This is a genomic window from Caulobacter sp. SL161 (genome assembly GCF_026672375.1).
Lineage (GTDB): Bacteria > Pseudomonadota > Alphaproteobacteria > Caulobacterales > Caulobacteraceae > Caulobacter.
Window position 1 is genome coordinate 1,798,383 of the sequence record NZ_JAPPRA010000001.1, and the last position, 24,436, is coordinate 1,822,818.

Genomic DNA, 24,436 nt, shown 5'->3' on the forward strand with positions numbered 1-24,436 from the left:
TGGGGATCCAAGCCGAGTTCGGGCGTCAAGGCCAGCCTCTCTGGGCGGTCTGGGAGGCTATTGGGGCGGACAGCCTTTGAACTCGCCAACCTTGGAAACCGAAAGGCTGGAGAGATCGATACCGCGCAGCGCCTTCATCGAGCTGGCGCCGACGCCGCTGAAGAGGTCCAGCTTGAGACCCTTGATCGCGCCGCCGATGTCCGAGGCGTACCAGTAGCCGTCGTGCTTCTCGCCGTTCGGCATCGGGAGGCCCACGGTCTCCTTGATGAAGATGACGGTGCGACGGGGAATGACCTTCGGGTCGACGGCGACCGTACGCATGGCGGCGACCCTGCAGCCCAGCGAGTCGAACGCGCGGATGCCCTTGGCGCCGGCGTGGTACATCGTCGCCTTCATCTTCCACTCGACCGAGCCGGGCAGGGCGCCGCCGCTCAGAGCGGAGGTGATCAGGTCGCCGAGCGGATCGGAATGGGCGGCGGAGGCCGGCGCGGAGTCCGCCTCAGGGGCGGCTGCGGCGATGGCGGGAGCGGCGAACACGGAGATGACCGCGGTGGCCAAAATTCCGGCGAGCTTGCGTCGCATCGAGGGGATCCTCTTATCGGCGGTCTGTCGGGCGGGGTCTGGATAGTCCGATCACGGCTCCGTGACAACCCTGTGAGTCGATATCGCGATGGCGAGTCTCGCGCCGTGCGCGAAAAACCGGCATCGATTCAGGGATTTGAAACCGGGCCTTGGAGAGTCGATTTGTTCGTTCCCGGGCGTTTTGGAAAGGAACGACCATGGCGTTTCGGATCTATGGCGACTCGATTTCCGGCAACTGCCTGAAGGTGAAGTGGACGGCCGATCGGCTCAGCTTGGCCTATGACTGGATCGAGACGAACGTCCTGACCGCCGAGACGCGGACGACGGAGTTCCTGGCCTTGAACCCCGCCGGCCAGGTCCCGCTGGTCGTGTTCGCGGACGGCCGGCCGCTGGCGCAGTCGAACGCGATCATTTTTCATCTGGCGGAAGGCTCCGACCTGATCCCCAGCAGCGCCTTTGATCGGGCGAAGATGCTCGAATGGATGTTCTGGGAGCAGTACAGCCACGAGCCCTACATCGCGGTCGCGCGGTTCCAGATGCGTTATCTGGGCAAGCCGGCCGAGAGCCTGGAGCCACGCCTCGTCGAGCGCGGGGCTGCGGCTCTGGCGCGCCTCGAAACACAGCTGAAACAATCGCGGTTTCTGGTCGGCGACACGCTGACCCTGGCGGATGTCGCCCTGGTGGCCTACACCCGCGTCGCGCACGAGGGCGGGTTCGATCTGTCGCTCTATCCCGCCGTCTTGGCCTGGGTGAGCCGCGTCGAGGCCGATCTCGGCATAGAATAGTCTTCCGGAGCTGAATCCTTGCGTCTGTCGTCTAGCCTGAATGTTCTCGCCCTCGCCGCCGTGCTGGCGGCGCCGGCCACCTCGGCCCTCGCCTGGGGTGCGTCGGGCCACCGTGTGGTCGGCGTCGTCGCGGCCAGCAAGCTGCCGGCGGATGTTCCGGCGTTCCTGCGCACCCCGACCGCCATCGCCGCCATCGGCGAATATGCGCGGGAACCGGATCGCTGGAAGGGTTCGGGCAAGGTCCACGGCACGGATCGCGACTCCGCCCACTTCCTGGACCTCGACGATCAGGGACGCATGTACGGCGGTCCGATGTTCACCGTCGAGACCCTGCCGCCGACGCGCGCCGACTATGAGACCGCGCTGCGGGCTGTCGGGCAGGACAGTTGGAAGGCGGGCTATCTGCCTTACGCGATCATCGACGGCTATCAGCAGCTGGTGAAGGACTTCACCTACTGGCGTATCCTGACCGCGGTGTTGAAGATCGAAAAGGACGCCACCAAGCTCGCCTATTACAAGGCCGACCTGAAGCGTCGAGAGGCCCTGCTGCTCCGCGATCTGGGCGTCTGGGCGCACTATGTGGGCGACGCCAGTCAGCCGCTGCACCTGTCGGTGCACTACAATGGCTGGGGCGACTACCCCAATCCGAACGGCTACACCAACTCGCGCCAGATCCACTCGCAGTTCGAAGGTCCCCTGGCCAAGGCGGTCGGCGATCAAGCGTCTATCCAGGCGCTGGTGCCCGCCTACAAAGCTTGCGCGTGCTCGATCGAGACCCGCGTCGTCGGCTATCTGACCGAGACCTGGAAGCTGACCGAGCCGCTCTACCAGCTCGAGAAGCAGGGGGCGCTGGTCGCGACCGATCCACGCGGCAAGGCCTTTGTGCAGGCGCGCATCGCAGCCGGCGCCACGGCCCTGCGCGATCTGGTCGTCGACGCCTGGACCGAGAGCGCCAACGGCAAGATCGGCTATCGTCCCGAAATCAGCGTCGCGGATGTGGAGTCCGGCAAAGCCGATCCCTGGCTCGATCTCTACGGCAAGGACTGATCCAGGGATGCTGGCGTTCGGCGCGCCCATCGCGGGGCTGAACTACAAGGACCGTCCCGCAGCGTTCGGCGTGGCCGAGAACAGTCTGGGCCAGATCGCTCTGGCTCAGGTCTCCAAGCCGGGCAAGGCGCCGTACTTCGATCTCCCGGGCGGGGCGGTCGACGGCGACGAGACCGAGCCGCAAGCGGTGGTCCGCGAGTTCGGCGAAGAGACGGGTCTCGTCGTGGAAGCCGGCCCGCTGATCGAGCGCGTCTCGCAGGTCTTCCTGAAGTCTGACGGGCAGCCCGTCCGGAATTTCGGAGGAATCTACGTCGTGCGCGTCACGGGCTTGATCGAAAGCCTCAAGGTCGAGGACGATCACGCCCTGGTCTGGCTGGACCCGCGTGACGCCGTCGTCGCCCTTCGCCACGACGCCCATGCCTGGGCCGTCGCGGCGTGGATGCGACGAGGTTAGACGGGTTAGTTCGCGGCCAGGGCGATGTCGGCGCCGCTGCGGCGGGCCAGCTTCAGGTCCGCCGTCTGGCGCTCGGACAGAGCGTCTTGCAGATCCTCGTTGAACTCCATCAGGCAGGCCTTCGCCGACAGGCCGCGAAAGCCCTTGGCCTCGCAGGCGCGATTGGCGGCGATGTTGGCGCGCCGGGCGAACTCGCGCGCGCCGGCCGGGCTCGAAAGGTTCAGATCGCCGACCTTGACCCGGGCCGGGGCTTGCGAGCGATCGCCGGCGTGAGCGGCGCTGAGGCCGATGATCGGCGTGGCGGCCAGGGCCAGGGCGGCGGCGACGGCGATGCGGTTGACGAGCTTGCTCATATCTTGATCCTCGGTTTGGGTGGTCGCTTGGCGAACCGTTGATCGAGGATGTAGAGCGGTCGGATGGCGAACACCCGTTACGACTGCTTCATGACGTCGAATTAAGTCTATGAAAAAGAAGTCATAATTGGTGGGCGCTTTAGAGTGGGCTGCTGCCGCCCAGTCTTCGTAAATGATTAACCGCAAAACTTGGGTCTTCGTTAGCGCACTTCTGAGACAACCGTCCCATCAACTTTGTTCGCCAGAAGGGATGGGCGGCTATGAAAATCTCGATCACGATTGCCGCGGGTGTCGCTGGCAGCTTCTTCATCGCTCAGGCCGCTCTGGCCGGTGGCGGTTTCGAAGACCAGATGGCCCGTTGCCTGCAGCAGCACGCCAATACGCGCGACGCAGCGCAGGTCATGCTGGAGTGCAACGCTGACGGCGGCAAACTGTCGGACTGCAAGGTCGTGGACAACAGCGCCGCGGGCAAGGGCTTCGACAAGGCCGCGATGTGCATCGCCGAAAAGCTCCCGATGGGCGCCAAGACCGGCACCGTGAAGGTTCCGTTCCGCTTCCCGGGCGGCGCGTAAGCGTCTTTCCGATCGGAACACAAAACGCCCCCGTCGACCTGGTCGGCGGGGGCGTTCTGCTGTCTGGGGCGCCCGCCATGGTCAACGGGGTGCAGCGGATCGGATAGAGTCGGGTTCGTCCGGATCTGTCGGAACTGTCGCAAAGTCGTGCTAACCCGCGCACCATGCTGCGCTGGCCGATATTGCAAGACGCCTGCCCGGGCCCGGAAACGCTGAGATGAGCGATCTGGCGAGCCTGCGCGCGCAGCGGCGCGACCTTTACCAGTTCATCGTCCGCCGCACACGGGACCCAGCCACCGCCGAAGACCTAGTGCAGGAGACCTTCGAACGGCTCCTGGCTTACGGACAGGCCAAGACGATCGTTGACCGTGCGGCGCTGGGCTATGGCATCGCCCTCAATCTGGTCCGGGATCATTTTCGCCTGGCCCAACGACGCGCCGTTCAAGTCTTGGACGACGACATTCCCTGCCCAGACCCCGCGCCGGAGCAGATCCTGATGCATCGCCAGAAGGTCGAGGTCTTCAGTCAGGCCCTCGACGCCATGCCGCCGCTTCGACGCGACGTGTTCATCCGACGCCGCCTGCACGGTCACTCCTCGCGACAAATTTCCGAAGAACTGAGCCTGAGCGAGGCGGCGGTCGAGAAGCATGTCGCGCGGGCGTTGGAACAATTGCGTCGCGAGGTCGCGCGCGCTGAACGTCGCGCAGGCGGGGGACGCTCATGAACCGCATCGCCCAGGAAGCCGCTCTGTGGGCCGCCCGACGCCTTGACGCCGACGCTCAACCTGACCCGGCCTTTGAGGCTTGGAAGGCGGCGGATCCCGCCCATGCCCGCGCCTACGAGCAAGTGTGGCGCGCCAGTCAGGATCCGGCTCTGTCGGAGGCCCTGCGGCTCAGCGAACAGCGCCGCGCCGCGCCCCGTCGGGCATGGCGTGCGCCGGTGCTCGCGGGCGGACTCCTGGCCTGCGGCCTGGCCGTGTTCATCGCCTGGCCGTACGCGCAGGTCATGACGGTCCAGCCCCAGGTGATCCAGACCGCGCCGGGTCAGCAACGCGTGGTCGCGCTCGCCGACGGCACGCAGGTCACCTTGGATGGTGCGACACGCCTGGATGTCCGTCTCGGGACCGGCCGTCGTCAGGTCGAGTTGGTGCGGGGCGAGGCGTTCTTCGACGTTGCTCACGATGCGCGCCGTCCGTTCATCGTACAGGCGCCTGAGGGCTCGGCGCGCGTGCTCGGGACGGCCTTCGATCTCGAGCGCGGCGACGGGCGGCTCGAGCTTTCCGTGCGGCGGGGAAAGGTCAGGCTCGCACCGACGGGCGTGATCCGTCGGACCGCCGAGCTGACCGTTGGCCAAAGAGCGTTCGCCAAGGAGGGCCGGCTTTCGGCGGTTCGCACCTTCGATCCTCAAGCCGACGACTGGCGTACCGGTTGGCTTGAGACGGACGGCGTGACCCTGGCCCGCTTGGTCGAGCGCCTGAACCGAGCCTCGGATAAACCCATCACCATCATCGACCCGGCTTTGGGTCGCCAGCGCGTGGCCGGCCGCTTCCGGCTCGACGATCCGGAAGCCCTCGCGCGCAATCTGGCGCTGATGCACGGGTTCACCATCCGCGAAACGTCGAACGGCCTGGAACTGACGCGCTGAGCGCGTCTTGGAAACTTCACAAAATTCACTGTCCTGATTTGCCGGCCGCCAGCGTCTTAGCCGTCGAACCGGCGTTTGACGCCGCGCGACATCGGGGATGACGACATGACTGCGAAGACCTGGACCTGGTTGGGCTCCGCCTCGGCGCTGGCGATAATGCTGGCGGGCGCCCCGGCCTTTGCGGCCCCGCCCGCGAAGCCGACCCTGGCGATCCCGGCGGGGGATCTCGCCACGGCTCTGCCGAGCTTCTCCCGGGCCACCGGCCTGCAGGTGCTGGCGGATCCCGCCCTCCTGAAGGGCAAGCGCACCGAAGGCGTGCGTGGCCAGTTCGAAGCCGAACGCGGCCTGACCGAGCTTCTGCGCGGCACGGGTCTCAATTTCGTGCGCAATGGCGGGGCGGCGATTCTCCGCCCGATGGCGCAGCGAGTGTCGACCGCGCCCGCGCCGGTTGCCGCTCAGGCCGCGCCTGTCGCGCCGACCGCCGCGCAGGCCGAGGAACCGGCCATGCTTGAAGCCCTGGTTGTCACCGGCGGGTTCGCCAACTCCCTGGCCCGCGCTCTGGCGGAAAAGCGCAAGGCCGCCAACGTCGTCGACGCGATCTCGGCCGAGGATATCGGCAAGTTTCCCTCCAACAACATCGCGGAGGCCTTGCAGCGCGTCCCGGGCGTGGCGATTACCCGCGATCGGGGGGAAGGACTCTTCGTCCGCGTTCGGGGTCTTGGTCCCAACTTCCAGATCGTCACCCTGAACGGCCGCAGCGCCGCCGTGAACGAAAACATGCGCGACAGCGGTCAGAGCGGCCGTCAGTTCCGGTTTGACACCCTGCCGTCCGAACTGGTCGCCGGCGTCGAGGTCGGCAAGTCGCCGCTGGCGTCGCTGGACGAGGGCGCGCTGGGTGGGGTTGTCGACGTCAAGACGTTCCGCCCGCTGGATCTGGGCCGCAGCACGCTGGCTCTGTCGGCCACCGCCAGCCGTCCGCAGTTGGCCGGAAAGACCGACCCGCGGCTGTCGGGTCTGGCCAGCTGGACGAACGCAGAGGGGACCTTCGGGGTGCTTGCGGCGCTCGTCTTCGACCAGCGCACCTTGCGTCAGGATCGCATCACCGGCGTGGGCTGGAGCTATGCGGACCCGGCCTCGACCCTGGGCAAGACAATGATCGCCCAGGGTATCAGCCTCTACCCGACCGCCATTCGTCCGACCCTTGAGCGCGAGGACCGTGAGCGCAAGGGCGTGGTGCTGTCGGCCCAGTACCGTCCGAGCGATGAGACCGAGATTACGGTTGACGCCAGCTATACCAAGCTCGACGACCACTATGACGAGCTGACCTATTCGGTCGACCAGAACGTCGCCACCCTGGCGGCGGGCTCGGCGGTCATCAAGGACGGCGTGCTGGTCGGCGGAACGGTCAACTCGACCACCCAGATCGGTCGCGAGGTCAGCGACCTGGCGCACGACAATCTCATGGTGGCCGGCAGGATCCGCCAAAAGCTCGAGGACTGGACCCTGACGGCGGATCTGGCCTATGCCCGCGCCTTCTCCGAGACGTCCAACCCCATCACCCGCACGCGCCTGCTGGGGCCGATCGGCCAGACGACCTTTTCGATGACCAAGGTCGACGACGACGCCGTTCCGAGCGTGCGCCTCGCCACGGCCGATCTCGGCAACCCGTCACTGCTCCCGTTCCGCCGCATCGAGTGGCGCGAGAACAACGCCACCGACGATGAGACCGCGCTGCAGTTTGACGCCGAGCGTCCGCTATCGTGGGGTCCGCTGAGCCGCGTCCAGTTCGGCGTGAAGTATCGGGAACGCTCGCGCGACTACAATCGCGCAGATATCAACTACACCACCAACCTGGCCGGCAAGGTCTTCGGGGCGGAGTATTTCGACGCCTTCCCGGTCAGCAGCTTCCTGGGCAAGGTCGACGGGACCTTGCCGACCAACTGGGCGATGCCAGATCCCGCTGCGTTCTGGGTGCTGGCCGACAAGACCCAGAAAGGCACGGCGCGCGCCGATAAACGTAACTCCTACCACGTGTCGGAAGACATTGCGGCCGGCTACATCCTGGGCGACGTGGAGAGCAAGGTGTTCAACGCGGCGCTTCGCGGCCAGTTCGGCGTGCGGGTGGCCAGGACTGAACAGATTTCCGCCGGCAATGCCGACAACGGCTCCGCCGCGATCCCGGTCCGCTACAAGGAGACCTACACCGACGTCCTGCCGACCGCGAACTTTGCGCTGGAGTTGACGGACACTCTGCAGGCGCGCTTCGCCGCCGCCAAGGTGATAACCCGTCCATCGCTGGCCGATTTGGCGCCGCGTCTGACGTTGAACTCCTCGGGCACCGTGTTGACGGCCGTGGGCGGCAATCCACTGCTCAAGCCGTTCGAGGCCTGGCAGTATGACGCCACCGTAGAGTGGTATTTCGCGCCCGGCAGCGCGCTGATCGCAGGCGCGTTCTACAAGGACATCACGACCTTCGTTTACAGTCAGAAGACCAATATTGTCGTCGACGGTCAGACCTATCTGCTGACCTCTCCGACCAATGGCGGCAGTGCGAAGATCAAGGGGATCGAGCTGGCTTACCAGCACCTGTTCAAGCGCTTGCCGGCCCCTTTCGATGGCCTGGGTTTCCTGGCGAACTACACCTACACGGACACTGAAGCGACCTACTCGCCGACCTTGAAGGACGAGATGGTCAATGTGGCTAAGAACAGCTTCAACCTCACCGCCTTCTACGAGAAGGACCGCTTCGCCGCGCGCGCCAGCTATAGCTGGGTGGACGATGTCCTGCAGGACGTTGGCGGCGCGGGCCTTTCGGCTCTAAACGACAGTGCGTTCGGATCGCTGGACGCCAGCGTCAGCTACAAGATCACGCCCAGCATCACGGCGGCGGTCGAGGCGCAGAACCTGACGAACGCCTCGCAATGGCAGTTCGTGAAGGGCGGCTGGTTCGGCGGCTATACTCACTATGGCCGTACGTTGAGCTTCGGGCTGCGGGCGAAGTTCTAGCGCCTGGTCCTGGACACCAAGGGCCGGTTCGCGCGGACAGGCGCGAGCCGGCCGCTTTCCTTCGCGCGGATGGGAAACGTCACACGCTTGGGGTAGGGAAGGCGCATGCTCAAGCTCTCGACTCATCGCCGCCCCAGCCTGTCGCCCGTCGCCCTGGCGGTTGCGCTTTGTCTTGCGCCGGCGGTGTCGCCGCCTGCTTTCGCCCATCCTGGTCACGCTGTTCAGCCCGTCGGCCCCTCGCGTCCCGCCGGGCGCGCCGTCAAGGCCTCGGAGCGCAAGTGGCAGGCGGGTGACCATCACGTCCATAGCTGGTTCAGCGTGTCGTTGAAGCCGGGGGCGGACCCGTCGCAGCCGCCGTCCCTGATCAAGGCCGGTGACGCGGTCAATCCGATCACCACCAACGCCCGGATGGCGGCCAAGCACGGCCTGAGCTGGATGGTCGCCACCGACCACGGCGGTCCCAACCATTCCAAGCTGAACCGTGACGAGGCCTATCCGGAACTGCTGCGCTCGCGCGTCGAGACGCCCGCCGTGCTGCAGTTCTGGGGCATGGAGCTGGATACGCCGGCGGCCGAGCATTCCAGCCTCATTCTGCCGCGTTCGTCCGAGGAGCGCGACGCGCTGTTCGGCATCGAGAGCCGCTACAATCGGCGCGAGCCCTGGCCCGCCGATCCGGCGCGCGATCAGGAGGCTTTCATGCTGGAGGCCTTGCGTCACATGAAGGCGCTGAAAAAGCCGCCTGTGGTTATCGCCAACCACCCTTCGCGATCCGCGACCGCCGTGGGGCGCTATGGGCTGGTTTCGCCCTCCGAGCTGCGCAACTGGAATGACACCGCGCCCGAGGTCGCGATCGGCATGGAGGGTGCGCCCGGCCACCAGGCTTCAAGCCTGAAGCCTGACGGCGCCCTGAAGCCGCAGGGCGATCGCGGCGGCTATTCGCGCGCGCCGACCATGGGCGGCTTTGACCAGATGACCGCCAAGCTGGGCGGGTTCTGGGACTCCATGCTGGGCGAGGGGCGCCGGTGGTGGATCACCGCAACCTCGGACTCGCACCGACACTATACCGACGGCGGCGAGGATTTCTGGCCGGGCGAGTACTCCAAAACCTATGTGAAGGCCGCCCACACCTATGACGATGTGCTGGACGGTCTGCGCAACGGCCGCGTTTTCGTGACGCTGGGCGATCTGGTTTCCGAGGTCGAAGTCACCGCCAGTGTGGCGGGGGCCAAGGCCGATATCGGCGGTCGCCTCGAAGTCGCGCCGGGCTCAGACGTCACGGTGGTCATTCGCGTCCGCGATCCCGCCGGCAAGAACTTCGGTGGTTTCTCTCCTAGCGTGGCGCGCGTGGACCTGATCCAGGGCGAGATCCTCGGGCCGGCGACGGACCGATCCACCGACGCCAACCCGACCACCCGCGTGATCCGTGCCTTCACCCCGACCTCCTGGGCCCGCGAGGGGGAGGTGCTGTCGATGACGCACGTCCTGAAGGACGTCCGCCGTCCCCTCTATATTCGGGTTCGGGGCACGAACGGCGCCGAAGCCGAGCCGCTGCCGGACCCCTTGGGCGAAGATCCCTGGTCGGACCTGTGGTTCTACGCCAACCCGATCTTCATCACCGTCGCATCGGCGCGCTGAACGTCGCGGCGGGGGCGCGCTTCACGGGAGGACGTAGTCCGCGTCTTGCCTGGCTTCGAGGCGGGCTCGGCTCGGGTCGAAAACCAGGTTCAACACCGCCAGCACCGCCAGCAGCGCGGCCAGGCCTGTGGCGAGGGCGAAGCCGTAGACGGCGTCGCCGAACCGGTCGCTGATCAGACCCATCATCCAGGGCGCGATCACCGCGCTGACGCAGGTGAAGAACAGGATCACGCCCGAGACCGAGCCGTGCTCGGCCTTGGGGAAGCAGCTGATGCCCTTGGAGTTGATGGTCGGATAGAGCACCGACATGAACAGGCCCGAGATCGGCAGGCTGAAGACGGCCACGGCGCGTCCGCCGGCCAGGGCGGCGCCGAAGCAGATCAGGATCGCCACGCTGCAGATCGCCACGACCTGCGTCCACGACAGCCGGTTCAGGAGCCAGGCGCCCAGGAAGCGGCCGGCCGCGCGCAGGATGAAGAAAACCGACAGAGCGTAGGCCGCCAGGAGCACGGCGGGACCCTTGTAGTCGGCCAGCAGGGTCGGCATCCACACATAGATCGCCGTCTCGACCCCGACATAGAGCATGATCGCGAAACTGAAGGCCAGGGCGTAGGGGTTGCCGAACATGGCCAGAGTCACCCGGGGATCCAGCTTCTGCTGGGCGATGGGCGGGGTTTGCGGATAGCGCACGTTCAGCGCGGCGATGATCAGCAGCACGCACAGCGCGCCGGCGATCACATAGAGCCACTTCCACGACGCGCCTTGCGTCAGGAGAGCGGTCACGATGGCCGGTCCGATGATGGCGCCGAGGCCAAAGAAGCCTTCGACCATGTTCATGGTGGCGGTGTGCGCGCGGGTTGAGGAGGAGATGTCACCGATCAGGGCCAGGGCCCCGGTCTTGAAGACGCCGATCGCCAGGCCCGACAGGAAGAGCAGGGCGACGAAGAAGCCGAAGTCCTTGCCGACCGCGAACAGGAAGGCCGTCACGGCGAAGGCGACAAGGCCCAGCACGATGGTGGCCTTGCGACCCAGCCGGTCCGCCAGAAAGCCCAGGCAGACCCCGCCCAGTGCGATCCCGGCCATGCTGGCGTAGTGGAACGATCCCGCAGCAGCCATGCCCAGATCGAAGGTCTTGATGACGTGGGGAATGATCACACCGACCGAGTCGGTGGTCATCGCGAACATCATGAACATCAGATAGGTCAGGATACGGATCAGGCGCGGATCGCGCGACGCATCAGAAGCGGTCTGGGTCATGGCGTCAGGTCCTGGCGTCGGGTGGCGTCGTGTCGAAGGCCCAGCGCGACCGCGCCGAGCAGGCCGGAGTTCGCGCCGAGGCCCGGCGCCGCGACGAAGGCGTCGATCTCGGACCTCTGCTCGAGCGGCGCGAGGTAGCCGGCCAGGTGTGTCTGCAGCCGCGTCCGCGTCTGCTCCAAAAGCTGCGGATTGCCCCCGACGCCGCCGCCGATGATCACGCGCCGGGGCGAGGCGATCAAGGCGAGGTTGGCGACAAGCTGGGCCAGATAGTCGGCGACCAGCACCCAGACGGGGTCGTCCTTGGACAGCGACTCGCCAGGCGCGCCGGTCCGCGCGGCCAGGGCCGGTCCGCTGATCAGGCCTTCAAGGCAATCGCCATGGAACGGGCAGGACCCGGCGAAGGGGTCTTGGGCCGCATCGCGCCGGACCAGGATATGACCGGCCTCGGGATGCAGCAGACCGTGCGTCGGCGCACCGTTGACGACGAGCCCCACGCCGACGCCGGTGCCGACCGTGACATAGGCATAGTCGCCAAGCCCCTGGGCCGCGCCCCAGAGCCCTTCGGCCAGGGCCGCGCCGTTCACGTCAGTATCGAGGGCGAGCGGCCGATCGAACCGCCGGACGAGCCGGGCGGCCACATCGGCGTGCGACCAGCCGGGCTTGGGGGTCTTGAGGATATGGCCCCAGTCCGGCGCGGCAGGGTCCAGCCGGATGGGGCCGAAGCTGGCCACGCCGATCGCATCGAAGCGGCCTTGCTCGGCGGCGAGCGCGTCTTCGATCCGGGCCAGGGTCTCCGTCGGCGTCGTGGTGGGGATGCGGAGGGGGGGCGACAGGTCGTCCGGCCCCGATCCGAAGGCCACCATCACCTTGGTGCCGCCCAGCTCGATCGCGGCGATCCGGCTCATCGGGCGACCAGCCACGTGATGCCATAGGGCGGCAGGCTGACGGCTCCGGCGGGGGAGGGGGCGCCATCAAGCACATCCTCGGCGCCTTGGGCGAACGCCGGGGGCAGTTCGACGTCTTGCGGCGCATCCGAGAAATTGGCGACGCACAGGAACGGCTGCGCGCCTTCATCGCGCAGGAAGGCCAGAACAGCCGGCGAGGACACTTCAACCGGCCGCGCAGGACCGGCGACGCCCAGGGTCGCCAGGCGCCGCGCGCGCTGGCCCAGCCTGGCGAAGGCGGCGAACAGGTCGGCCTGCAGCGCGCCGACCTCGCCTTGACGCTCGGCCAGCGACCAGTCCATCTGCGGACGGTGCAGCCAGCGCCCGTCGCCCGCGCGCAGCGGGTCGTCCTGATAGGCCTCGTCGCTATCGAGACCGATCTCGTCGCCCATATAGATCAGCGGCCAGCCGTCCAGGGCGTGGATGATCCCGTACAGCAAGCGAAGTCGCCGCGCGCCCAGGCTGTCGCTATCGGCGTCGGAAGTCAGGCCTGCCAGTGCGGCCGCCATGCCGTTGGTCGACGGAACGCCCCCTTCGGCGGTCTGGAAGGCCCGCCCGCGCGAGAAGCTCTCGCCATGCCCATAGGCGTTTGACCAACGTCGCAGGTCACTGGCCGGGGCATAGGCCGCCAGGGCGTTCCAGATCAGATCGTCATGGCAGCGCACATAGTTGAGCCACGCGCCTTGGGGCGGCTTGCGCGATGCGACCGCCAGGCAGCGCCGGGCGATGGCCGCATCGCCGTCGGCCAGCGCCGCCCACAGGGCCGTCATGACCACGTTGTTGTAGGCGAGGTTGCAGCCGGGGGTCTCGCCGCCGAAGAAGGGCAGGACGTCCTCGACGCTCTCGATCGCCTCGGCCAGCAGCACGACGCCCGGCGCGACAATCGACAGCGCCGCGCGCCAGGCTTCGACGATGTCGTAGGTCTGCGGAAGGTTGCGACAGGTGGTGCCGGCCTGTTTCCAGAGGAACGGGGCGCTGTCGAGCCGGAAGCCTTGGGCGCCCTTCGCCGCCAGGAAGATCAGCACGTCCAGCATCTCGGCGAAGACGGCGGGGTTGGCGTAGTTCAGGTCCCACTGGAACGGATAGAAGGTGGTCCAGACATAGCCGCCCATGTCCGCGTCGTAGGTGAAGCTGCCCGGCGCGGTGTCGGGAAAGACGTCGATCAGCTCGCGATCGCGCGCTGCGGCGCTCTGCGCATCTGGCAGCACGATGTAGTAGTCGCGATAGGCGGGATCGCCCGCGCGGGCCTTGGTGGCCCAGGCATGCTCGCGGGCGGTGTGATTGCAGACAACGTCGAGGATCAGGCCCATGTCGCGCTGGCGCAGGTCGCTGGCCAGGGCTTCCAGGTCGTCGATCGTGCCCAGGCGCGGATCAACCTTGCGATAGTCGGCGACCGCAAAGCCGCCGTCGCTGTCGCCGGGGCGCGGTTCCAGCAGCGGCAAAGGGTGAAGCCAGCGCACGCCCAACTCGGTCAGATAGTCCAGCTTGCCGCGAACGCCGTTCAGGTCGCCGGCGAAGCGATCGACATAGAAGGTGTAGGCGGTCTGACCCGGCGCGTGCAGCCACGCGGGATCGGCCGCCCGCGCCGCATCGAGCGCGCGCAGCGGCTCTGGCCGCGCATGGGCGGCCTTGAGAAGACGGGTCTTCAGGCGTTCGAGGACGGCGGGTCCGCGCCCGTCCGCGCTATAGACCTTGGCGAACCGCGATTCCACGACCGGCCACAGCGCGGCGAACCGGGCCTGGACGGTATCGTCGTGCGACGTCGGGATCGAAGCGGTGGAAATCATGCCGGAACGCTCGCGAAGGAGTGGCCTCGCCAGCGCGTGGGGAGCGCTCTGGCGAGGCCAAGGCGCCGACGGGGCAGGAAACCCGTCGGCGATGGGGGCTAGAAGCTGTACCGAAGCGTCGCCGTGACGGTGCGGCCGTTGATCGAGCGGGCGCGGATCGCATTGACCGACCCCGCCGTGATCGCGCCTTCCTCCGCCTCGGTCAAACCGACCTTGTCGAACAGGTTGTTGGCGTTGACCGACAGCGACAGCGTCTCGGCCAGCTTGTACTCGGCGAAGGCGTTGACCTGGCCGTAGGCCGGGAAGATCAGCTGGTTGTCGTCCTGAGCGTAGGCCTTGGTGGTGCCGATGACGCTGGCGCCGATCGTGGCCTTGTCATTGATCGTCCAGGTCGGGGCGAACTGGTAGATCCACTTGGCCTGACGACGCGGCGCGTTGCCGACGACGGCGGGCGTCAGGGCGTCCTTGTCGATGACCGCATCGGTATAGGTGGCGCCGCCGGTGACCGAGAAGTCGCCGATCCGGTAGCTGGCCTCAAGTTCGATACCCTTGGCCTTGTAGGTGCGGTCGAAGAACCTCTGGCTGGTGGCCTCGAAGTTCTGCTCCTGGGTGCGGGCCCAGAAGGCCGTGGCGAACAGGCCAAAGCCGGCGCGGCGATACTTCACCCCGCCCTCGACCTGATCGACCATGTCGACGGCGTCTTCCTTGGACACCGTGCCGTCGGCCCGGACCTTGCCGAACAGCAGGCGGTCGGCGTTGGCGCGACCGCCGCGGCTGACGCGGGCGAAGGCGGCGACGTCGGGATTGAACTGGTAGTTCGCGCCCAGCGACCAGGAGGTGTAGCCCCAGTCGTAGTTGACCGGCGAGGCGTTGGCGTTGTCGATGACCGACACGCTCTGCTCGACGGTCTGGATCACGCCGTCGCCGTTGACGTCCACCGTGGCCTGCTTGGCCCCGGCATAGAGGCCGCGCGCCTTGCCCTCATCGCGGCGGAGGCTGGCGTCCAGGCTCAGATCGCCGATGCGGCTCGACAGGCTCAGATACGGCGCGTCGATGTCATAGGTGACGTCATAGCGTCGGGTGCAGCAGTTGCCCCACAGCGGCACGCCATAGGCGGCCAGACCCGTCTGGGTCAGCTTGGTCCCGGCGCTGTTGTAGACGTCCAGCAGGGCGGCGTTATCGCCCTTCACTTCCGAGACAAAGGTGTTCCACAGCCAGTCCATGGCGATGGTCTGGCGCGACTTGTAATAGCCCACCGTCACGTCGACCACGGCGGCGCCCGTGTCGAAGCTGCGCGACAGCTTCAGGTCGTTCATGGCGTTGCCGAAGTCGTTGATCTCGACATCGAACATGTGGATGCGCATCGCCAGACCATTGCCGTTCAGGTTGGTCGGCGCGGTGATCGTCTGGCCGGCGCTGGGGCCGTTGGCGTAGCGCAGGGTCGCGCCCGCGCCGCCGATCGAGGTCGCCAGGGCCTGGGCTGACAGAACCTCGGCGGGGAAGGGAGCGACAAAGCGTCCCGAGGTCTTGGCGACCTTGAAACGGTCCTCGATCTTCCAGCCGCCGATGTCGAACTTGGCCTCGGCGCCGAACTGCAGGGTCTCGGGGTGCATGCCGTCGGAGACCTTGCTGCTCCGGCGATTGCCGTCGCCGTCGATGCCCGGATTGCGGGCCAGGTAGATCGACTGCAGGTCGTCGCGGCCGATGTCGTAGCCGGCGAAGGAGCCGATATCGGGATCGCTGTTCGAGCCCGTCACCCGCGTGGGCATCGGCAGATAGCCGACGGCGCGATCGTTCAGGTATTTGACGTTCAGCCGGATAAAGCCGTTCTCGAAGTCCTTGGTCAGGTTGACCTTGATCTGGCCGCCCTTTTCCGAGGTGTAGCCCGACTTCCGGGCGCCTTCGCCCTCGCGATAGAAGCCGCCGACATGAAAGCGCAGGGTGTCGCTGAGCGGCGCGCCATAGTCGAAGTCCAGGCGGGTATGATCGTAGCCAAGACCCTTGGTCAGGGCGATCTCGCCGCCCTCGACCTCGCCGGTCTTGCTGATGAAGTTGATGACGCCGCCGGGCGAGTTCGACGCGAAGGTCGAGGACGAACCGCCGCGCACCGACTCGATGCGCGAGACGTTCTGGTCGGCGCGCAGGAAGATGTCGGCGTTCCCGAAGGCGATGTCGCCGAACTCCATGACCGGCAGGCCGTCTTCCTGCAACTGCAGGAACTTGGCGCCGCCCGAGGCCACCGGCAGGCCGCGCACGGCGATGTTGGCGTTACCGTCGCCGCCCGTCGCTTCCGAACGCACGCCGGGCAGGCCGCGGAAGATTTCGGCGGTCGAGCGCGGGGCCTGGGCCAGGATCTGATCGGCCGACAACGCGCTGACGGAAATGGACGAGTTCATCTTGGTCGCGCCGTCGCGCGAGGCGGTGATGACGACCGCGTCTAGTTCCAGGACGTCCTGATCGTTGTTTGTGGCGCTCTGTTGGGCGTGCGCCGCCAGCGGCAGCATGGCGAGCACTGCGGCGCCCACGAGCAGGCGCGACTTTTGCCGGTTCATATCTTCCTCCTCATGCGCCCTCGCTTCTTGTGGCGAGGGGTTCGTGGGCGAGAGTGATCATCTCGCAATCGATTGCGAAGTCAGAAAAGCACGACCTGGAACTTTTAGCAATCGATTGCGTTAGTTTCGCAACACCTTCGTTGTCCGGTCTCACGTGCCGCGCACGACGAGCTCGGGCGTCATGAAGACCGACTCTGTGGAGGCCCCCTCGATACGGCGGAACAGGAGGTCCACCATGGTGCGCGCGCCCGTCGCCAGGTCTTGCCGCACTGTCGTGAGCGGCGGAGCGCTGTAGCGCGCCAAGCTGATGTCGTCGAAGCCGACCACCGAGATTTCGTCGGGAACCGCGCGCCCGGCGGCGGTCAGGGTGTTGATCGCCGTCACGGCGATCAGGTCGGAGGCGGCCAGGACGCCATCGAAGGTCGCGCCGCTGTCGATCAGCGCCCGCACCGAGGGTTCGGCCGACTCGATCGTGAAGTGCGCCGGAGCGCTGAGCTCCGGATAGGGGCTCAGGCCCGCCTCCCTGAGCGCCTGGAGATAGCCTTCGCGCCGCAGTTCCACCTCGGGCGCTCCTGGCAGTCCCAGAAAGGCGATCCGCCGGCGGCCCTGGGCGATCATGTGCCGGGTGGCGAGCCGGGCGCCGGCGACATTGTCCGAGCCGACCGTGCAATAGCGGCGATCGGCGATGTCGCCGCCCCAGACGACGAGGGGGCGATAGGTGTCGGCGAGTGCGTTCAACGCCTCGTGCTGATCGCTCTGGCCGATAATCAACAGGCCGTCGGAGCGGTGGGACTGGACGATCCGGCGCAGCCAGTCGACCCGGGGCGCGACGACCTTGTTGAGCAGCACCTCATAGCCCCGCCCCGTGATCTCGTCGGCGAGACGGCCGATCATCTCCAGGAAGAACGGATCGGTGATCAACTGATCGCGCTCGTGCCCGAGGGGCACGATGAGGCCAATCGTATGGGTGCGTTGGAGGCGCAGGCTCCGAGCCGACTGGTTGATCACATAGCCATGGGTCCTGGCCAATTCGGAGATCTGGTCCCGCAGCGCCTGGGGGATGGACGGATTTCCGGCCAGGGCGCGCGACACTGTCGACGTCGAAACCCCCGCCAGCTTGGCGATGTCCGCCATCTTCAGGCGGGCCGACTTGGGCTCGGTGGGCTGGCGACTCATGGGGGCAAGCTTAGTTTATCGCTGGGCCGCGACAACGGTTGGCGGACGGACGCCGATGCGATGTCGAGTCTGGGGCCCCGACGTCTTGACCAAGGCGTCACCGCCCGCCAGTCCTAGCCAAACGTTTAGAGAGTAATCCGTGCCGTTCGACGTCCCCCCAGCCTCCGTCGCCACTGTCGTCGTCGAGGCGCCGCGGTTGCCGCCTCTGGTGGGCCAGGAGGCGTTCTCGACGGCCCGTTACGACGCTGAGGCGCTGAGCGCGGCCAACCGGCTGGATGTGGTGTTGAAGGCGACCCCCGGGGTCTCCCTGTTCCGCAGAACCGGCAGCGACGCGGCCAACCCGACGATTCAGGGCCTGTCCCTTCGGGGCGTCGCACCGTCGGGCGCGGGGCGCGCCTTGGTCACGCTGGACGGCGCGCCGCAGAATGATCCGTTCGGTGGTTGGGTGATCTGGACCGCCTTGCCGGGTGAGGGGCTTTCCGGCACCACCATCGTGCGCGGCGCGGGCGCGGGTCCCTATGGCGCCGGCGCCTTGACCGGCGTCGTCGCGCTTCGAGAGCGGGCGGCCGGAGGGGGCTGTCCAGCTTGAACATTCAGGTCGGCGCACGCGACAGCTGGCGTGTGGCAGGGACCCTTGGAACCGACCACCTGCTGCTCACCGCCCGCGGATCGCGGACCGACGGATACGACCCGGTCCGCGACGCGCGGCGCGGCGCGGCGGACACGCCGACAACGCTTGAGGATGGTTCGCTCGCGGTTCGACTGCAGGGCAGCCTGACCTCGGTGCGCTGGGCGCTTCGCGCCGGCGCCTACCAGGAGCGGCGTGACGCGGGCCTTGTCGGCGCAGGGTCGAACGCGACCGGTGGATCGCTGGCCCTGACCCTCGCCGGCAACGCCTGGCGGCTGCAGGCCTGGGCGCGGCGCAGCGATCTTGAGAACACCTCCGTGGCGGTAGCGGCGGGACGTGCCTCGACCACGCCGGCCAACGACCAGTTCTCGACACCGGCCACCGGCTACGGCCTCAATGCCGCCTGGCAGGGCCGCCAGGGGGGCTGGGCCTGGGAGTTGGGCGGTGACGTTCGCGCCACCGAAGGTCGGGTCAACGAGCGCTTCCGCTACCAGTCCGGCGCCTTCACCCGCGTGCGCGAAGCCGGGGGGCGGACGCTGGTCGGCGGCCTTTACGCCGAGACCGCCTTGGCGCGGGAAGACGTTTCACTGACATTTGGCGCGCGCCTGGACGGCTGGCGCTCTTATGCGGGGGTGCGGCGCGAACGCGACGCGCTGACGGGCGCCGCCACGCTCGATGCGCCGATCGGCGATGCTTCGGGGACCACCCCGACCGCCCGCGCGGGGCTTCGCCAGCGCCTGAAAGGCGACACCTGGTGGCGCGCCGCCGCCTATGCCGGCTTTCGTCCCCCGACCCTCAATGAGCTGCACCGCCCTTTTCGGGTGGGCAATGACGTGACCGAAGCCAACGCGGCCCTGAAGCCCGAGACCCTGTACGGGCTCGAGACCGGCCTGGTCGGCGAGGGGAGCGTGCGGTGGAGCCTCGCGGCCTTCTACAATCAGGTCCGGGACCCGATCACCAACGTGACCATCGGCGCCGGACCGGGAAGCTTTCCGGTCGCGGGCTTCATCCCGGCGGGCGGCGTGCTGCGCCAGCGGCGGAATGTGGGTGAGATCAACGCCTATGGCGTTGAAGGGGACGTCGAGCTTGACCTGACCCCCGCCTGGGCCCTGCGCGGCGCCGTCTCCTGGACCCACGCACGTGTCGATGGCGCGGGGGGGCGCGCCTGCTGACCGGCAAGCGCCCGGCCCAGGCTCCCGCCGTGACGGTCACCGCCGGGACGCGCTGGCGTCCGGTCGAGCGTCTGAGCCTCGACGCCGCTCTGCGCTATGAGGGGCTTCGCTACGAAGACGATCTGAACCTGCGTCGTCTCAAGGCGGGCGCAGGGCTGGACGTCCGCGCTGCTTGGAGGCTCACCCCCGCGAGCGAGATCTATGTCGCGGCCGACAACGTGCTGAACCACGACCTGGCCGTGGGTCAGACCGCCGATGGCGTGACCAGCTACGCCGCGCCGCGCACGGTGTTCGTGGGCTTTGCGCTGAGGCGATAGGCGGGGGAAGCGGTCGTCTTCCCGAGCACTCAAGGGGATGAGTCGCGCGCGCTATGTCGCCGACGCCGTGCGGCCGGCCCGGAGCGCGCCTTTGCAGCGGTCGGAGCAGGTCTTCACGCTGTCCCAGTCGCGGGCCCATTTGCGCCGCCACGAAAAGGGACGGCCGCAAGCCTCGCAGATCTTGTCGGGCGTCGTGGCCTTGGGACGCTTGGCGGCTTTCATCACGAACCCTGGATCGGGACTTTTCTGGCGGAGACCTCGTGGGTACGCGGCGCCGACGAGATCGGATGCGCGCGTCCAGCGCTGACGATCCCGCCGGCGTGGGCAGGGGGTCTGAGCGCTGCGGGCGCGCCGCGCGAGAGGACGATTGTCACCGTTGGCCTTGCTGGTCTGGTCGCGGACCGCGTAGGTAGGGGCGAATGACCGACAAGACGCATATTCTCGTCACCGGCGGCGCCGGGCAGGTGGGGTTGGAGCTTTTGGGCGCCGCATGGCCGGACGGGATCGTGCTGCATGCGCCGTCCCGCGCGGCGTTGGACCTGACGAACGAGACGTCGATCCGGGCCACCTTCGAGGCGAGGCCCTTCGCCGCGGTGATCAATTCGGCCGCCTGGACGGCCGTCGACAAGGCCGAGAGCGAGGTCGCGGCCGCCTTCGCCGCCAACGCCATCGGACCAGCCCTGCTGGCTGAGGTGACGCGGGCGAGGGACATTCCGCTGATTCAGGTCTCCACCGACTATGTGTTCGACGGCGACAAGCCGGGACCCTATGCAGAGGACGACCCGGTCGGTCCGATCGGGATCTACGGCGCCTCGAAGCTGGCCGGCGAGATGGCCGTGCGCCTGGGCAATCCGCGCTCGGTCGTGCTGCGGACCGCCTGGGTGCTCAGCGCCCATCGCGCCAACTTTCTGAAGACCATGCTCCGCCTCGCCGCCGACCGCCCGGTCGTGCGCGTCGTCGAAGACCAGCTGGGCTGTCCGACCTCGGCGCGCGACATCGCCGAAGCGCTGAAAACCATCACGCTGGGAATGATCGCCGACCCGCAGGCGCCGACCGGCGTCTATCATTTCGTCAATTCGGGCGAGGCCAGCTGGGCGGATCTGGCGCGGGAAATCTTTCGTCTCAGCCACGCCCACGGAGGCGTTCATGCCGAGGTCGAGGGCATTCCGAGCAGCGAATATCCAACCCCGGCCCGACGTCCGCGTAACTCACGCCTGTTGACCAACCGGATCGCAGCGGACTACGCCATCCACCCCCGGCCCTGGACAGAGGCCGTGGCGGACATCATCGCGGACTTGCGCGTACAGGGAGCCCCTGCATGAAGGGCATCATTCTCGCCGGCGGCTCGGGCACCCGGCTGCATCCGATGACCCTGGTCACGTCCAAGCAGCTGATGCCGATCTACGACAAGCCGATGATCTATTATCCGCTGTCGACGCTGATGCTGGCGGGGATTCGCGAGATCCTGATCATCTCGACGCCGCGCGATACGCCCAACTTCCAGGCCCTGCTGGGCGATGGCTCCCAGTGGGGCCTCGATATCCAGTACGCCGTGCAGCCCAGCCCAGACGGCCTGGCCCAGGCCTATGTGATCGGCGCGGATTTCGTCGGTCGTGATCCCTCGGCGCTGATCCTGGGCGACAATATCTATTTCGGCCATGGCATCACCAATCTGTTCACGCGGGCGATGGCGCGGCCCAAGGGGGCGACGGTGTTCGCCTATCACGTCAACGATCCCGAACGGTACGGCGTGGTCGAGTTCGACAAGGACATGACGGCCCTGTCGATCGAGGAGAAGCCGAAGGTTCCCAAGTCGAACTGGGCGGTGACGGGTCTGTACTTCTACGATGGCGACGTGGTCGACATCGCGCGGGACCTCAAGCCGTCGGCGCGCGGCGAGCTGGAGATCACCGACGTCAATCGCGCCTATCTGGAGCGTGGCGACCTGTCGGTGGAGCTGATGGGGCGCGGCTACGCCTGGCTCGACACCGGCACGCCCGACAGTCTGCTGGAGGCCGCCGAGTTCGTGCGTGTGCTGGAAAAGCGCCAGGGCTTCAAGATCGCCTGCCCCGAAGAGGTCGCCTACCAGAAGGGCTTCATCGACGCCGCCCAAGTGGAGCGCCTGGCCGACGCCTTGGGCAAGAGCGCCTATGGCGGCTATCTGCGCACCGTGATCGGCGTCCGCTAGATTTGGAGCCTGGGACCGGCGTCCTCAGAGGACGCCGGTCGCAAGACTTACATGGGCCCAACGCCGCCCGGCGTGGTCTGGAAGTCGAAGGCCGGTTCGCGGGCCCGGCGCGGGTTCGGAACGCCCTGGCCGCCAAAGCCGTAGGTGAAGCCGACGAAGACCGCGCGCAGGTCCAGATCCATGTCTCGGCGGTTCTTCAGGGCCGGCGTGTTGATCACCGTCTTGTCCCCGAAGGTCTTCAGGGCGTCCTGCACGGTCACGACGCCCGAGAGGCGATCGTTGAACTTGTGGCGGTAGCCCAGCAGCAGCATGCCGGTCGGCGCCTTGTAGCCCTGCGGGGTCAGGCGCTTGCCCGTGGCGAAGCCGCTGATCTGCAGGAAGTCCTTGGGCGTGGCCTGGATGTTGAGGGCCGCATAGCCCGAGACCGTCCACGCCGAACGCTTGTCCGGGAAGCCAAGGTCCGTCGCGCCGATTTCAGTCCAGGCCGTATTGCCGCTGATCGTATACGACAGCTTGGGCGACAAGCGGGCGTTGGCCACCAGCTCCAGGCCGCCGCTGCGGCTCTTGGCGAGGTTGGCCTTGGTGGTCAGCAGCACGCCGTCGCCGATGTCGCGAACCACGTCGGTGACGCCGTCGCGCGCTTCGCGCCAGTACAGCGTGCCCAGATAGTAGTTGAAGCCCTTGCGGACCTGGTAGGCCACCTCGAAGGCGTCGGTCACCTGCGGCTTCAGGCGCGGGTCGCCCTGGCGATAGCTGTAGGGGTCCTGGAAGATGCGATAGGGGTTCAGGTCCTGGGCGGACGGCCGCTGAATCCGGCGGCTGTAGCTGGCGTTGACCTGGCGCAGGTCATCGACCTTGTACTGCAGGTGCAGCGAGGGATAGGCGCGGAGATAGTCGTAGCTATCGGTCAGGCGCGAGGTGATCTGGTTAGTGTCGATCGTCACCTGCTCGACGCGCAGGCCCGGCATCACTGTCCAGTCGCCGATCGGGCGGCTGTAGGTCGCGTAGACCGCGTTCACCGCCTGATCGAACTGGAAGCGGTTGGTCAGCGCCGTGTCGACGACCAGCACGCCGCCCTTCGGGCCGCGGGCGCCGTAGTTGTCATAGTCGTTGTCGTTGAGCTGCAACTCGTAGCCGGCCACCAGCCTGGCGCCGTCGGCGAGGGGGCGCTTGTACTCGGCCTTCAGGCGAGTCTGGACCAGTTCGTCGCTGGTCCGGACGTTCTCCAGGGCGGTCGGGATGATCGGAAGTTGGCTGAAGGTCTCGGCCAGGCCCCCCTGGCTATTGCGCGTGCGCTCGATGCTGGCGTTGAGCGTAAACTCGTGATCGTCGCCGGACAGCTTGCGACGCAGGTCGCCGCTGAGACCCGCAACCGAGCGCTTCATGGCGCCGTCGCTAAGGCGCTGGAAGCGTACGTTGGGAACGCCGGCGGGCGTCTTGCCCTCGAATGACGAGCCGGACGCGGAGTCGTAGCGCATGTCGTTATAGCGGGCCTCGGCGCTGACGCGCGTGCGCTTGTCGAGGTCGTAGTCGATGCTGGCGCGGGCGTTGTGCGATTGACCTCGGCTGGTGAAGTTCACCTTCTGACGGCTGGTGGCGTAGGCGCCGCTGGTCGGGTCAAGACGCTCGCGTTCATCGACAATTTCGCCCTTGGCCTTGTCGCGCCGCCAGCCGGCGTCGGCCGAAACGGTCAGGTTCTTGGTGTTCTGCGCCAGGCTGACGCTGGCGTTCTTGCGGCCTTCGCTTCCGAAGTTGCCGCGCACAGAGCCGGTCATGCCGACGCCGCGCTGCTGCTTGGTGATCAGGTTTATGATGCCAGCCGTGCCCTCGGGGCTGAAGGCGGCCGAGGGGTTGGTCATCACCTCGACCCGCTCGAACTGGTTGGCCGGGATCTGCTGCAGGACCTGGCCGCGGTTGTCGCCCTTGAACATGCCGGACGGCTTGCCGTCGATCATGATGGTGACATTGGCATCGCCGCGCAGGCTGACATTGCCCTGCACATCGACCTGCACTGAGGGCACGTTGCGCAGCATGTCGGCGACCGAGCCGGTGGTGGCCTGCAGGTCCTTGCCCAGGCTGTAGCTGCGGCGATCGATCGAGGTCCGCATGTCCTGGGACGCCGGCGCAGTGATGGTGACGCCTTGGACCTGGTTGGACGTGTCCTTCTTGGCCGGCGGCGTGGCCGACGGGGTCTGGGCGAAGGCGGCCGTGCTCAGGGCGGCCAGGCCGGTGGCGGCCAGCAAGGCGGCTCGGCGGGGCGGGATGGTCATGGAAAGTCTCCTCTGTTGGCGAGGAAACTGCATCAGAGACTGAGCGCGCTGCAGTGCCGGGCGTCAG

Annotated in this window: 19 protein-coding genes and 1 pseudogene; 11 read left to right on the forward strand and 9 right to left on the reverse strand. The window is 67.3% G+C overall.

From position 1 onward, the window contains the following. Window positions 1–57: 57 nt before the first annotated feature. On the reverse strand, window positions 58–582 hold the full coding sequence (locus tag OVA11_RS08695) for a 3D domain-containing protein (protein WP_268067052.1): 525 nt from the start codon (window positions 580–582) through the stop codon (window positions 58–60). Window positions 583–779: 197 nt separating this feature from the next. Between OVA11_RS08695 and OVA11_RS08700 the strand changes: the two genes are divergently transcribed. From OVA11_RS08700 to OVA11_RS08710, 3 genes are read left to right on the forward strand one after another with little or no spacing between them, the layout of a single operon-like run. After that, window positions 780–1,367: a glutathione S-transferase family protein gene (locus tag OVA11_RS08700; RefSeq protein WP_268067053.1), complete on the forward strand. Its 588-nt coding sequence runs from the start codon at window positions 780–782 to the stop codon at window positions 1,365–1,367. Between the two features lie 18 nt (window positions 1,368–1,385). Next, window positions 1,386–2,414 (forward strand): S1/P1 Nuclease, encoded by a 1,029-nt coding sequence (locus tag OVA11_RS08705; protein ID WP_268067054.1) that lies wholly within the window; start codon window positions 1,386–1,388, stop codon window positions 2,412–2,414. 7 nt (window positions 2,415–2,421) lie between these two features. Then, window positions 2,422–2,868, forward strand: a complete 447-nt coding sequence (locus tag OVA11_RS08710) for an NUDIX hydrolase (RefSeq protein WP_268067055.1) — start codon at window positions 2,422–2,424, stop codon at window positions 2,866–2,868. 5 nt (window positions 2,869–2,873) lie between these two features. Here the strand turns inward: OVA11_RS08710 and OVA11_RS08715 are convergent, their stop codons facing one another. Beyond that, window positions 2,874–3,221, reverse strand: coding sequence for a UrcA family protein (locus OVA11_RS08715; RefSeq protein ID WP_268067056.1), 348 nt, complete (start codon window positions 3,219–3,221; stop codon window positions 2,874–2,876). A gap of 260 nt (window positions 3,222–3,481) precedes the next feature. Here OVA11_RS08715 and OVA11_RS08720 point away from each other — a divergent pair, with 260 nt between their 5' ends. From OVA11_RS08720 to OVA11_RS08740, 5 genes are all read left to right on the forward strand, one after another. Continuing rightward, entirely contained in the window at window positions 3,482–3,793 is a 312-nt protein-coding gene (locus OVA11_RS08720; protein ID WP_010919012.1) for a hypothetical protein, read from the forward strand. Between the two features lie 172 nt (window positions 3,794–3,965). Continuing rightward, the gene (locus OVA11_RS08725; protein WP_268068928.1) at window positions 3,966–4,517 is read left to right on the forward strand and encodes an RNA polymerase sigma factor; all 552 of its coding nucleotides are present in this window, start codon (window positions 3,966–3,968) and stop codon (window positions 4,515–4,517) included. Then, window positions 4,514–5,437, forward strand: coding sequence for a FecR family protein (locus OVA11_RS08730; protein WP_268067057.1), 924 nt, complete (start codon window positions 4,514–4,516; stop codon window positions 5,435–5,437). Before OVA11_RS08725 ends, OVA11_RS08730 begins: the two co-directional genes overlap by 4 nt. Before the next feature lie 105 nt (window positions 5,438–5,542). Further along, window positions 5,543–8,443 carry a TonB-dependent receptor gene (locus OVA11_RS08735; RefSeq protein ID WP_268067058.1) on the forward strand — a complete coding sequence of 967 codons (2,901 nt, stop codon included), beginning with the start codon at window positions 5,543–5,545 and terminating at the stop codon, window positions 8,441–8,443. A 105-nt stretch (window positions 8,444–8,548) separates the two neighbouring features. Further along, window positions 8,549–10,078 (forward strand): phosphoesterase, encoded by a 1,530-nt coding sequence (locus OVA11_RS08740; protein ID WP_268067059.1) that lies wholly within the window; start codon window positions 8,549–8,551, stop codon window positions 10,076–10,078. 21 nt (window positions 10,079–10,099) lie between these two features. Here OVA11_RS08740 and OVA11_RS08745 read toward each other — a convergent pair whose 3' ends face one another. From OVA11_RS08745 to OVA11_RS08765, 5 genes are all read right to left on the reverse strand, one after another. Then, window positions 10,100–11,335, reverse strand: a complete 1,236-nt coding sequence (locus OVA11_RS08745; protein WP_268067060.1) for an MFS transporter — start codon at window positions 11,333–11,335, stop codon at window positions 10,100–10,102. Further along, window positions 11,332–12,255, reverse strand: coding sequence for an ROK family protein (locus OVA11_RS08750; RefSeq protein ID WP_268067061.1), 924 nt, complete (start codon window positions 12,253–12,255; stop codon window positions 11,332–11,334). The genes OVA11_RS08745 and OVA11_RS08750 overlap by 4 nt, the downstream gene beginning before the upstream one ends. Beyond that, window positions 12,237–14,066: an alpha-amylase family glycosyl hydrolase gene (locus OVA11_RS08755; protein WP_268067062.1), complete on the reverse strand. Its 1,830-nt coding sequence runs from the start codon at window positions 14,064–14,066 to the stop codon at window positions 12,237–12,239. Before OVA11_RS08755 ends, OVA11_RS08750 begins: the two co-directional genes overlap by 19 nt. Before the next feature lie 98 nt (window positions 14,067–14,164). Beyond that, the gene (locus tag OVA11_RS08760; protein ID WP_268067063.1) at window positions 14,165–16,618 is read right to left on the reverse strand and encodes a TonB-dependent siderophore receptor; all 2,454 of its coding nucleotides are present in this window, start codon (window positions 16,616–16,618) and stop codon (window positions 14,165–14,167) included. Window positions 16,619–16,768: 150 nt separating this feature from the next. Next, window positions 16,769–17,794: a LacI family DNA-binding transcriptional regulator gene (locus tag OVA11_RS08765; RefSeq protein WP_268067064.1), complete on the reverse strand. Its 1,026-nt coding sequence runs from the start codon at window positions 17,792–17,794 to the stop codon at window positions 16,769–16,771. 139 nt (window positions 17,795–17,933) lie between these two features. On the opposite strand from OVA11_RS08765, the pseudogene OVA11_RS08770 reads away from it, so the two are divergent. Further along, window positions 17,934–19,911: pseudogene (locus OVA11_RS08770) on the forward strand (TonB-dependent receptor). 51 nt (window positions 19,912–19,962) lie between these two features. Here the strand turns inward: OVA11_RS08770 and OVA11_RS08775 are convergent. Beyond that, window positions 19,963–20,133 (reverse strand): DUF2256 domain-containing protein, encoded by a 171-nt coding sequence (locus tag OVA11_RS08775; protein ID WP_096032855.1) that lies wholly within the window; start codon window positions 20,131–20,133, stop codon window positions 19,963–19,965. Window positions 20,134–20,330: 197 nt separating this feature from the next. Here OVA11_RS08775 and rfbD point away from each other — a divergent pair, with 197 nt between their 5' ends. Continuing rightward, window positions 20,331–21,233: a dTDP-4-dehydrorhamnose reductase gene (gene rfbD / locus OVA11_RS08780; protein WP_268067065.1), complete on the forward strand. Its 903-nt coding sequence runs from the start codon at window positions 20,331–20,333 to the stop codon at window positions 21,231–21,233. Then, a complete protein-coding gene (gene rfbA / locus OVA11_RS08785) occupies window positions 21,230–22,099 on the forward strand; it encodes a glucose-1-phosphate thymidylyltransferase RfbA (RefSeq protein WP_096032857.1) in 870 nt (289 codons plus the stop codon). The genes rfbD and rfbA overlap by 4 nt, the downstream gene beginning before the upstream one ends. Before the next feature lie 47 nt (window positions 22,100–22,146). Here rfbA and OVA11_RS08790 read toward each other — a convergent pair whose 3' ends face one another. Continuing rightward, window positions 22,147–24,402, reverse strand: coding sequence for a TonB-dependent receptor domain-containing protein (locus tag OVA11_RS08790; protein WP_268067066.1), 2,256 nt, complete (start codon window positions 24,400–24,402; stop codon window positions 22,147–22,149). Between the last annotated feature and the right edge of the window lie 34 nt (window positions 24,403–24,436).